This is a genomic window from Nocardia sp. CC201C, from assembly GCF_030010695.1.
GTDB classification, from domain to species: Bacteria; Actinomycetota; Actinomycetes; order Mycobacteriales; family Mycobacteriaceae; genus Nocardia; species Nocardia otitidiscaviarum.
The window spans coordinates 1-9,917 of the sequence record NZ_JASCXP010000272.1 but is presented as its reverse complement, the minus strand read 5'-3'; the positions used below and the strand labels follow the sequence as shown (position 1 = coordinate 9,917).

Annotated in this window: 7 protein-coding genes; all 7 read right to left on the bottom strand. The window is 69.7% G+C overall.

The annotated features are described in order from the left end of the window. The coding region (xdhB, locus tag QK444_RS24660; RefSeq protein WP_282784140.1) for a xanthine dehydrogenase molybdopterin binding subunit at positions 1-2,681 on the bottom strand (2,681 nt) is incomplete at its 3' end. Continuing rightward, positions 2,678-4,201 (bottom strand): FAD binding domain-containing protein, encoded by a 1,524-nt coding sequence (locus QK444_RS24655; RefSeq protein ID WP_282784139.1) that lies wholly within the window; start codon positions 4,199-4,201, stop codon positions 2,678-2,680. The genes QK444_RS24655 and xdhB, both read right to left, overlap by 4 nt. Positions 4,202-4,668: 467 nt before the next feature. Continuing rightward, positions 4,669-5,304 carry a histidine phosphatase family protein gene (locus QK444_RS24650; protein WP_282784137.1) on the bottom strand — a complete coding sequence of 212 codons (636 nt, stop codon included), beginning with the start codon at positions 5,302-5,304 and terminating at the stop codon, positions 4,669-4,671. Continuing rightward, positions 5,301-7,085 carry a carbamoyltransferase C-terminal domain-containing protein gene (locus tag QK444_RS24645; protein ID WP_282784135.1) on the bottom strand — a complete coding sequence of 595 codons (1,785 nt, stop codon included), beginning with the start codon at positions 7,083-7,085 and terminating at the stop codon, positions 5,301-5,303. Before QK444_RS24645 ends, QK444_RS24650 begins: the two co-directional genes overlap by 4 nt. 85 nt (positions 7,086-7,170) lie before the next feature. Continuing rightward, positions 7,171-8,271, bottom strand: a complete 1,101-nt coding sequence (locus QK444_RS24640) for an FAD-dependent oxidoreductase (protein WP_282784133.1) — start codon at positions 8,269-8,271, stop codon at positions 7,171-7,173. Continuing rightward, positions 8,268-9,236: a hypothetical protein gene (locus tag QK444_RS24635; protein ID WP_282784131.1), complete on the bottom strand. Its 969-nt coding sequence runs from the start codon at positions 9,234-9,236 to the stop codon at positions 8,268-8,270. The genes QK444_RS24640 and QK444_RS24635 overlap by 4 nt, the downstream gene beginning before the upstream one ends. A gap of 44 nt (positions 9,237-9,280) precedes the next feature. Continuing rightward, entirely contained in the window at positions 9,281-9,745 is a 465-nt protein-coding gene (locus QK444_RS24630; RefSeq protein WP_282784129.1) for an SRPBCC family protein, read from the bottom strand. Positions 9,746-9,917 lie beyond the last annotated feature (172 nt).

Sequence of the window (9,917 nt, the reverse complement as noted above, 5' to 3'; positions counted from 1 at the left end):
GCACCGCTGAGCGCGTCCGCATCGGCATCAGCGTCGGCATCGGCCGGATTCCCGTTCGCGCCGGAGCGGCCGTTGCCCGCCGCGGCGCGATCGGTGCCGGGCCGACCGTCGACGGGCAACCCGTCGCCGCGTCGACTCGGGCCACCAGTGCCGTGGCCGGCTTGTCCGTCGCCGGACGGATGCGGCTCGACCCGAGCATCGCCGGAGCCATGCCGGCCGGTAGCCGCCAGCCCATCGCCGACCGACTTCGGCTCGCCCCGGCTGCCGCCGCGGCCGTTCGGCCCGGTCACCGTCAATCCGTCAGCGGACGGACCGCCCTCGACCCGGCCGGCCGCACGAGCAGCTACCTGCCCGCTGCCCGCCCGCGCCGCCTGCACGGCCCAGTACACCGCCTCCGGCGTCGCGGGCGATGCCAAGTCCACGCTCACCCCGCCCGGCCCGAACGCCGCCGCGGCCTGCCGCAGTGCCTCTCGCACCGAGAACGCCAGCATCAGCGGCGGCTCGCCGACCGCCTTGGAGCCGTACACCGCCCCCTCTTCGGTGGCGTCGCGCAGCAGCCTGACATTGAACTCCTCGGGCATCTCCGAGAAGCTGGGCAGCTTGTAGGTGCTCGCCGCCTGGGTCAGCAGCCGTCCCCGACCGGGCCCGTCGCCGGTGTCCCAGCGCAGGTCCTCCAGGGTCAGCCAGCCCGCGCCCTGCACGAAGCCGCCCTCGACCTGGCCGATGTCGATGAGCGGGGAGAGGCTGTCGCCCACGTCGTGCACGATGTCCACGCGCCGGATGCGGTACGCGCCGGTGAACCCGTCCACCTCCACCTCGGTCGCGGCCGCGCCGTAGGCGAAGTATTTGAACGGCGAGCCGTGGAAGGTCTTGGCGTCCCAGTGCAATCCCTCGGTCCGGTAGAAGCCGGAGGCCGACAGCTGCACCCGCTGCATATAGGCGGTGCGCACCAGGGTGTCCCAGTCCAGTTCCGCGTCGCTGCCCAGGGCGCGCGCCACGCCGTCGACGATGCGCACGTCCGAGGCGTTCACGCCCAGCTGCGACCCGGCCACCTGCTCCAGCCGCGATCGCAGCTGTTCGCAGGCGTTCTTGATGGCGCCGCCGTTGAGGTCGGCTCCGGCGCTGGCGGCGGTGGCGGAGGTGTTGGGCACCTTGTCGGTGCGGGTGGGGGCCAACCGCACCTTGTGCAGCGGAATGCCGAGGGTGGTCGCGGCGACCTGCATCATCTTGGTGTGCAGGCCCTGCCCCATCTCGGTGCCGCCATGGTTGATCAGGACCGAGCCGTCCTTGTAGATCAGCACCAGCGAACCGCCCTGGTTGAAGGCGGTCAGGTTGAACGAGATGCCGAACTTGATATTGGTGAGCGCCAAGGCGCGCTTGGTGTTCGGATGCGCGGCATTGAATTCCGCGATCTCGCGCCGCCGCCGCTCCCAGTCGGCGGTGTCGCGCACCTCGTGCCAGATCTTGCCGATACGGTCGGTCTGCCCGACCGGCTGCCCGTACGGCGTGGTCTGTCCCGGCCGGTAGAAGTTGCGTTCGCGCAGGTCCGCCGGATCCAGTCCGAGCAGCGGCGCGCACCGGCCCAGGATGTCCTCCATCACCAGCATGCCCTGCGGACCGCCGAAGCCGCGGAAGGCGGTGTTGGACACCGTATTCGACTTGGCGATGCGCCCGGCCACCTGCGCGTGCGGAATCCAGTAGGTGTTGTCGATATGGCAGAGCGCGCGGGCCAGCACCGGTTCGGACAGGTCCAGGCTCCAGCCGCCGTCCGCGGTGAGGGTGGCGTCCAGGGCCTGGATGTGGCCGTCGGCGTCGAAACCGATCCGCCAGGAGGCGTGGAAGCCGTGCCGCTTACCCGACATGGTCAGGTCCTGAGTCCGACTGAGCCGCAATCGGACCGGGCGGCCGGTCAGCTTCGCGCCGAGCGCCGCCACCGCGGCGAACCCGTGCGGCTGCATCTCCTTGCCGCCGAAGCCGCCGCCCATGCGCAGGCACTGCACGGTCACCTCGTGGCTGTGCAGGCCGAGCACGTGCGCCACGATCTCCTGGGTCTCGGAGGGGTGCTGGGTGCTGCTCTGGATGAACACCTGCCCGGCCTCGTCGACCTGGGCCAGGGCGCAGTGCGTCTCCAGGTAGAAGTGCTCCTGGCCCTTGAACTCGAATTCGCCGGTGAAGACGTGCGCCGACGCGGCGAACCCCGCCTCGATATCGCCGCGGATCATGGTGGGCCGCGCCCCGTGGAAGCTCTCGGCCTCGATCGCCTCCCGCAGCGTCACGATGGCGGGCAGCTCGTCGAGTTCCACCTCGACGGCCGCCGCGCCCTCGCGGGCCGCCTCCAGGGTCTCCCCCAGCACCCAGGCCACCGCGTGGCCGTGGAACATGACCTCGTCCGGGAACAGCGGCTCGTCGTGCTTCATCCCGGCGTCGTTGACGCCGGGCACATCGGCGATGGTGAGCACGCGCACCACGCCGGGCACGGCCAGCGCGGGTTCGGTGCGCAGGGCGGTGATGCGGCCGTGCGCCTTCATCACCTGCACCGGATAGGCGTGCAGCACGTCCTTGGTGCGGTACACCAGATCGTCGGTGTACAGCGCGGTCCCGGTGACGTGCAGCGACGCGCTCTCGTGCGGCAGCGGCACGCCGACGACGGGCTTCTCCGGACGTTCGGACAGATGACTCATGACAGCACCGCCTCGGTGGTTTGCGCGTACAGCTTCCGCAGACTCTGGCCGAGCATCGCGGCGCGGTACTCGGCACTGGCGCGGTGATCGCTCATGGGTGTGCCCTCGGCCTGGAGCACTCCGGCGGCCCGCTCCACGGTGTCGGTCGACCACGGCTGCCCGACCAGGGCCGCCTCGGTGTCGCGGGCGCGGATCGGGGTGGCGGCCACGCCGCCCAGCCCGATGCGCGCCGAGCGGACCGTCCCGTCCTCGATGTCGAGCGCGAAAGCGACCGCCACACTGGAGATATCGTCGAACCGCCGCTTGGCGATCTTGTGGAATGCGGAGACCGGCGCCAGCGGCAGCGGAATGCGCACGGCCCGGATGAGCTCGTCCGGCCGCCGCACACTCTGCCGGTATCCGGTGAAGTAGTCGGCCAGATCGACCTCCCGCTCCCCGTCCATGCAGGCGAGCACCACCGCCGCGCCGAGCGCCAGCAGGGCGGGCGGGCTGTCGCCGATGGGGGAACCGGTACCCAGGTTGCCGCCGAGGGTGGCGTTGTTGCGAATGAGCCGGGAGGCGAACTGCGGGAACAACTCCGCCAGCAGCGGCACCCGGCCGTCCAGGCGGCGTTCGATCTCGGTGAGCGGCACCGCCGCGCCGATCTCGATGTGCTCGGAGGTGACGCGCAGCTCCCGCAATTCGGGCAGCCGGTCGATGGCGATGGCGTACTCCGCGCGCCGCGCCCGGATATTCACCTCCACGCCCCAGTCGGTGCTGCCCGCGACCAGGACCGCGTCGGGCCGCTCCCGCAGCAGCCCCAGCGCGTCGGCCAGGCTCGCCGGTCGCCGGAAGGTGCGGCCGTCCCGGGTGTACTCGGTGGCGACCGGGGCGGGTGCGGCCTGTTCCCGGCGGCGCGCGAACGGGTCGTCGGCATCCGGTGCGCCGAGCGCGAAGGCCGCGTCCCGAATCGGACGGTATCCGGTGCAGCGGCAGAGGTTTCCGCTCAGCGCGTGCAGATCGAAGCCGTTGGGGCCGTGCTCACCGTCGTGCGAATGCGGTTCGGCCGCAGCGGAATCCGCGACAGCGGCGGTCGAATCGGCGGCGGTTTCCGCGACGGCGGGCGCGGCGGACGGGCAGCGGCCGGGACGGTAGTACTCCGAGGCCATGCTGCAGACGAATCCGGGCGTGCAGTACCCGCACTGCGAACCACCTCGCACCGCCATCTCCCGCTGCACCGGGTGCAGTTCGGTCGGCGCTCCGGTCGCGTCGAGGGTGCCGAGCCCCTCGGCGGTGACGATCTCCTGACCGTCCAGGGCCGCGACCGGCACCAGGCAGGCATTGACGGCCACCCAGTCGGTGGGCTGTTCCACGCCCGGTCGGGCCACCATAATCGAGCACGCGCCGCATTCGCCCTCGGCGCAGCCTTCCTTGCTCCCGGTGAAGCCGCGCTCCCGCAGGAAATCCAGAACCGTCGTATGGGGTGCGGCCGGGGAAATCGGCGTGGACTTCCCGTTGACCGTGATCCGCGCCTCTACCATGGCACTACCTCATTTCGGTGCATGGTCGATATGAATATCCTAGTCGCCATTTCAGGAGCTTTCTGTTTCGGTGACGCCGCTCGCGAACCCGGAGCGCGTATCCACACGCGGCGACCTGCCGCGGGCGATGACAGAAGATCGAAAAGAAACCGGGGCCGCCTACGGGCGCGCCGGAAAGTGGGCTGTTCAGCAGCCGTGTGCGACGCGACCCGGGACCCAGACGGTCCGGTGAGCGAGGCGGCGCAGATCGGAGATGGCAGACATCCGACATCGCCTCCTTTCAGCCGCTCACGAGTCGGTGCGCTTGAAACTACGTTGCGGCGGGCCCCCGGGTCAAGCCGATCGAGTAAGGCCCGTCACAGTCTGTAGGAATCTCCGAGGGACGTGCCGCCGATGTCCGTCCGCGTCGATGGATCGCACAAATGGATATGGCGGCAATGTTTCTCACGGTAAACGCGTCGTTGCGTTCATCGGAGGTGGGATGTGTCGTTCAGCAATTGCACCGACGCATTCCCGTTCCCGTAATAGGCCACCGCCGACAGCGACGCGGCCGCGAGTTCCATCCGGAACAGCGACGCGGGCGGCGCGCCGAGCGCCAACCGGATCAGGGTGCGCAGCGGTGCGACGTGTGAGACGACCAGGACGGTCTGCCCCGGATACCGGGCCAGCAGCGCGTCCCGTACCGTGCGGACCCGCTCGGCCACCGCCGCCAGGGTTTCACCCGTACGGCCCGGCACCGCCGTCGGCGAGCGCAGCCATACCGCCAGCTCATCCGGATGGTCCGCGCGCACCTCGGCGAAGGTCATCCCCTCCCAGTCCCCGAAATCCGCCTCCCGCAGCCGCGGCTCGACCTGCACCCGCAGGTCCAGCCGGCGCGCCAGCACCTCGGCGGTTTCCAGGCAGCGCCGCAGCGGTGAGGACACCACCGCGTGCACGGGCTCGCGCGCCGCGAGCGACCGGGCGGCGGCCTCGGCCTGTCGCCGCCCGGCATCCGACAGGGCCGGATCGCCACCGCTGCCCGAGAAGCGCCGCCGCGGGGTCAGCGCGGTCTCACCGTGCCGGAGCAGCAGCAGGGTGGTGGCCGCCCCGGATTCGACGCTCATAGCTTCGTGACGAGGTGGTTGCCCAGCACCAGATAGTCGATCTCCGTACCCAGGAAGCAGTTCAACGCGTCGGCCGGGGAGCAGACGATCGGCTCACCGGCCACATTGAACGAGGTGTTGATCAGGCACGGCACATCGGTCAGGGCGGTGAATCGGCGCAGCAGCGCCGCCAGCCGCGGGGTGTCGCGATCGGTGATCGTCTGCACCCGCGAGGTGCCGTCCACATGGGTCGCGCCCGGAATCAGGTCCCGGAACTCCGGCCGCACGTCGAAGACGAAAGTCATATAGGGAGAACGGGTTTTGCGCCCCATGTCGAAGATCGCGGGCGCATCCGACTCCAGCACGATCGGCGCGAACGGGCGGAACGGTTCGCGGTGTTTGACCCGGGTGTTGATGACGTCCTTGATATCCGGGAACCGCGGGTTGGCGAGGATGCTGCGATGCCCGAGGGCGCGCGGACCGTGTTCGAGCCTGCCCTCGTACCAGCCGATGACGACCTTCTCGGTGAGCAGCTTCGCCACCTGATCGACGATCTCGCCGTCGTCGAGGCGGGTCCAGGCCACTCGGTCACCGCGCTGCCGCAGTGCCGACTCGATCGCCGCATCGCCGAATTCCGGTCCCAGATAAGGGGTTACGGATGGCGTGCTGCGCCCGGCGCCCGGCGCACCGTGCCGGAGCCAGGTGTGCACGGCGGCCCCGATGACGACGCCGGTATCGCTGGCGCCGAAGCTCACGGCCATATCGTCGAATCGGGAGCCCTCGAACAGCGGCGTGTTGTTGAGGCAGTTCAGCGCCACGCCACCCTCGAACAGCAGGTGATTCAGGTCGGTCTTGGCCTCCAGCGCGCGCACCTGATGGGCGGTGACGACGCCCAGCATCTCCTGTGCGGCGGCGGCCACCCGGGCCTGGTACTCGAGCGTGTCCTCGAATGGACCGAAATACCGCTCGAACAGCGGATCGAGGCCGCGCGGATCATCCGTCTCCAGCGGCCGGGCGAAGCTGTAGCGCCCGTCGGGGTGCAGTGCGACGAATTCCTCGAGAAACGGATTCGGCACGGGTGGCCGGGCATAGCCGGACAGACCCATGACCTTGTATTCGTCATTGTTGGGCACGAATCCGAGAAAACGCGTGATCGCGCTGAACAGCAGACCCATCGAATACTCCGCGCCGATCGCCGTCTCGTCGAAGAGATGGATGCGGCCGCCGCGGATCTCCCCCATCAGCGTCGAGAGCACTTCGGCGCGACCGTCGCTGATGAGGAACGCGGTATCGCGCATACCCGCCACGTAATACCCGGTCATGGCGTGGGCGAGGTGGTGCGGCACGAAAACCAACTGATCCGGCGCCGGGGTGTGGCCGGTGCGGGCGGCGAAATCCGCCGAGATCGCCTCATGGCCGACGACCTCGGTGTACAGCGCGCCGATAGCGGCCAGCAGGTCCAGTTTCGCCGTCGGCGTCAGCGGCGCGGCCACGATGCCCGACAGCATCTCGTCGAGGACCCGCGGCGAGAAGTCGAACGGGATCGCGATCCGGTCGATATCGGCGAACCGCACGCCCGCCTGTTCCAGGCACCAGGTCACCGCGTTGATCGGGAAGTCGCTGGTCTTCTTCTCCCGGTTGAACCGTTCCTCCTCCACGGCCGCGACCACCTCGCCGTCCACCAGCAGGGCGGCCCCGGCATCGTGCCCGAGCAGATAGTGCTTATCGGTGCCGACCGCACCGAAACGCTCGGCGAAGACTTCCGAGACGCGGGTGAATCCATTGCACCCCAGGACAATCATGGCGGCTTCTTTCTGTACTACCCGGTCGCGGCGGGCGGTGGCTGTCCGGCGACGGGCATCGGACCCGTGCCGCGGTGTGCGATGGCTAGCCGACGCTCTGAGCGCGGCAGCGGTCGGTGGTGAACGGGGCGAGGTCGGTCCAGGGCCGTTCACCGCGGACGAGAGCGCGGACCAGCTCCGCGGCGGCGGGCGCCTGGCACAGGCCCTGACCGGAGAAGCCGGCCGCGTAGACGACGGGGCGAGCGGGATCGCGGCCGAGAAAGGCCATGCCGTCCGGGCTGACATCGAGATCGCCACTCCACCCCGGCTCCAGCGGATTCCCGGCGAGCGCGGGGAAGGTCGAGCCGAGCAGGCGGGCCACGCGATCCAGCCACGTTTCCCTGGTCTCGCCCGGCCCGGGGCGGCCCATGCCGACCAGGATGCGGTCATCCCACCCGCGTATCCGCAGGCCGGACGGGTGCAGAGTCATGGGCAGCGTGGCGATTCCGGCGGGTGCGGCGGTGAGCAGCAGTTCTACGGGATAGGTGGTCACCGGCAGCGACACCTCCGCCATGGCGGCGACGGCCCCCGCCCAGGGGCCCGCCGCGCACACGATGCTGTCGGCCCGGATGCTGCCCGCGGGCGTGTGCACCCGGCCGTCGGGATCGATGCCGGTGACCGGTGTATCCGTGCGCAGCAGTGCGCCCGCCCGCTCGGCGGCCCCGGCATACCCGCGCACGATGGCCGCCGGATCGCAGGCGTAGGCATCGGGCGACCAGGCGGCCGCCAGCACGGTGCGCGGATCGACGAGCGGGTTGAGTCGCGCCGCTTCGGCCGCGGTCACGAGTTCGACCCGCACCCCGGCGGCCCGCTGCGCGGCGTGCGTGCGCCGGAAGTCCGCCACCTGGTGTTCCTCGGTGAACAACACCAGAAAGCCGGTCTGCCGCAGGCCGATATCGGTTCCGGTGCGGGCGCCGAACTCGTGGTAGGCCAGCAGGCTGCGCACGGCCATAGCGCTGGTCAGGTCGTTGCCGGGGAAGTAGGTCCGCAGGACGCCCGCCGTGGTCCCGGACGCACCTGATCCGAGCGCGCCGCGTTCGAGCAGTACGGTTCCGACACCGGCCGCGGCGAGTTGGCTGGCCGCCGCGGCGCCGATGACGCCGCCGCCGATGATGAGCGCATCGGTGCGCTCGGGCAGCCCGCTCACGACTGCTGACCGGCCTGGGCGGGACGCAACTGCCGCAGATGATCTCCCGTGTCCCAGGGGTACAGGTGCAGATTCCAGCCGCCCAGGCAGTTGACGTAGAGGGCCAGCTGACTCGCCACCGCCAGGAAGTCGTCGCGGTCGAGCCGGTCCAGGCAGGCCAGGAAACGCTGGGTGAAGTCCCATAGCCGCTCCAGCCCGCAGTAGCCGAGGAATTCGGCCGGAACGCCGACCAGCAGCCGCGCCATCTGCCGCAGCGACTCCATGGGCATACCCTGCACCGCACCCCGAACCAGCCCGCCGTAGCTGGCGTACCCCAGCGGCCGCGTCTCACCATTGACGAAAAGTACTGTGGGCAGCACGGTTTCGAAGCTTCCTGCTCCGGACGGAATCAAGCCCCGGTGCAGATCCGCCAGTTCCGGCGGCACGGTCAGCCAGGCCCGCTCGGTGGCGGCATGCACATCGTGGATGAGGCGATTCGCCTCGGGCTCGACGGCGGTCAGATGCGGAATACGGTGGCCGCCCGCCGTTCCCGCCCGGCGGACCTCCACCAGGATGGTCCGCTTGGTCGCGTAGACCGCCTCCCAGACGGCCTGCCCGGCCACGGCCAGCGCGGGCATGTCCGCCGTCCGGACCCGGCCCACCGGGGTGGCGGGCATGGGTTCGGTGAGCGTTCCGTACTTGATGCCCAGATGCTGTAGCGCGGAACAGAATACGGTGCCGTCGGGAGCCTCGCGCCGATCCGCGATCCGGGTGGACGCGGGCAGATGCAGCAGCGAGGGAATCGGCGCCACGTGGTACAGGTGCTCGCCCGCCACCAGCGCGTGTCCCTGCAGGCTCCGGTAGGGCAGCGCCTCCCACAGCGCGTCGGCCAGTTCCGGATTGCGGCCGTCGAGTTCCGCGGTGACGGTGATACCCAGCTCGGGCCAGGCGATATCGATGTGCCGACCGGACGACGTCTCAGTCACGGTTGTTCCCTTCGTTCTTCGCGTTGTCGCCGCTGCTGGTTCCGCTAGTTCCGCGCGAAATGGTCACGGATGGCATCGGTCTGCTTCGCCATCATGGCGATGATCGTCTCGACGACCTCGGTGTCGGCGTCCTCGGCGATGGTCAGCTCACGGGTCCAGTCGAAGAAGCAGCGGTTCGGGTCGTTGGTGATCGGGCGGACGCGGATGGTCGCGAGATAGCGCTGCACGCCCATGGTCGGTTCGATGGAGCGGTAGGTCTGCGACCGCCGGACCTCGTCGCGTCCGGCGACCTCCTGCTGCACCAGGCCACCGCTGAAGGTCAGCGTGAAGTTGTACTGCGACGGAACCCGCTCGGGCCCACCGTCTCCGACCCAGTGCACGTTCTCGGCGGCGGCGCCGGACACGATCGACACCATCCGCAGCGCATCGCGCACCACGGCCCAGACGGTATCGGGATCGGCATCGACGACCGTCGAGTGGTACATCGTGTGCCTACGCTGGACCGCCATGAAAACTCCTTGTCCCGCAAGGGGATTCCCTTGCTTCAAGCTTCAACCTGCGTGAGCCAGTACACCGGGGGACGGGTGACGGCGGACAGAGACGGAAGGCACGAAGAAGATCACCGGCCGGGACGGGCATTTCGTAGAGTTCTACAACCGGGACGACATTCGTATTCTCCTG

Excerpts from the sequence above, each read along its gene's own strand:
- QK444_RS24655 (WP_282784139.1), bottom strand. The coding sequence starts at position 4,201 with ATGGTAGAGGCGCGGATCACGGTCAACGGGAAGTCCACGCCGATTTCC.
- QK444_RS24650 (WP_282784137.1), bottom strand. The coding sequence starts at position 5,304 with ATGAGCGTCGAATCCGGGGCGGCCACCACCCTGCTGCTGCTCCGGCAC.
- QK444_RS24645 (WP_282784135.1), bottom strand. The coding sequence starts at position 7,085 with ATGATTGTCCTGGGGTGCAATGGATTCACCCGCGTCTCGGAAGTCTTC.
- QK444_RS24630 (WP_282784129.1), bottom strand. The coding sequence starts at position 9,745 with ATGGCGGTCCAGCGTAGGCACACGATGTACCACTCGACGGTCGTCGAT.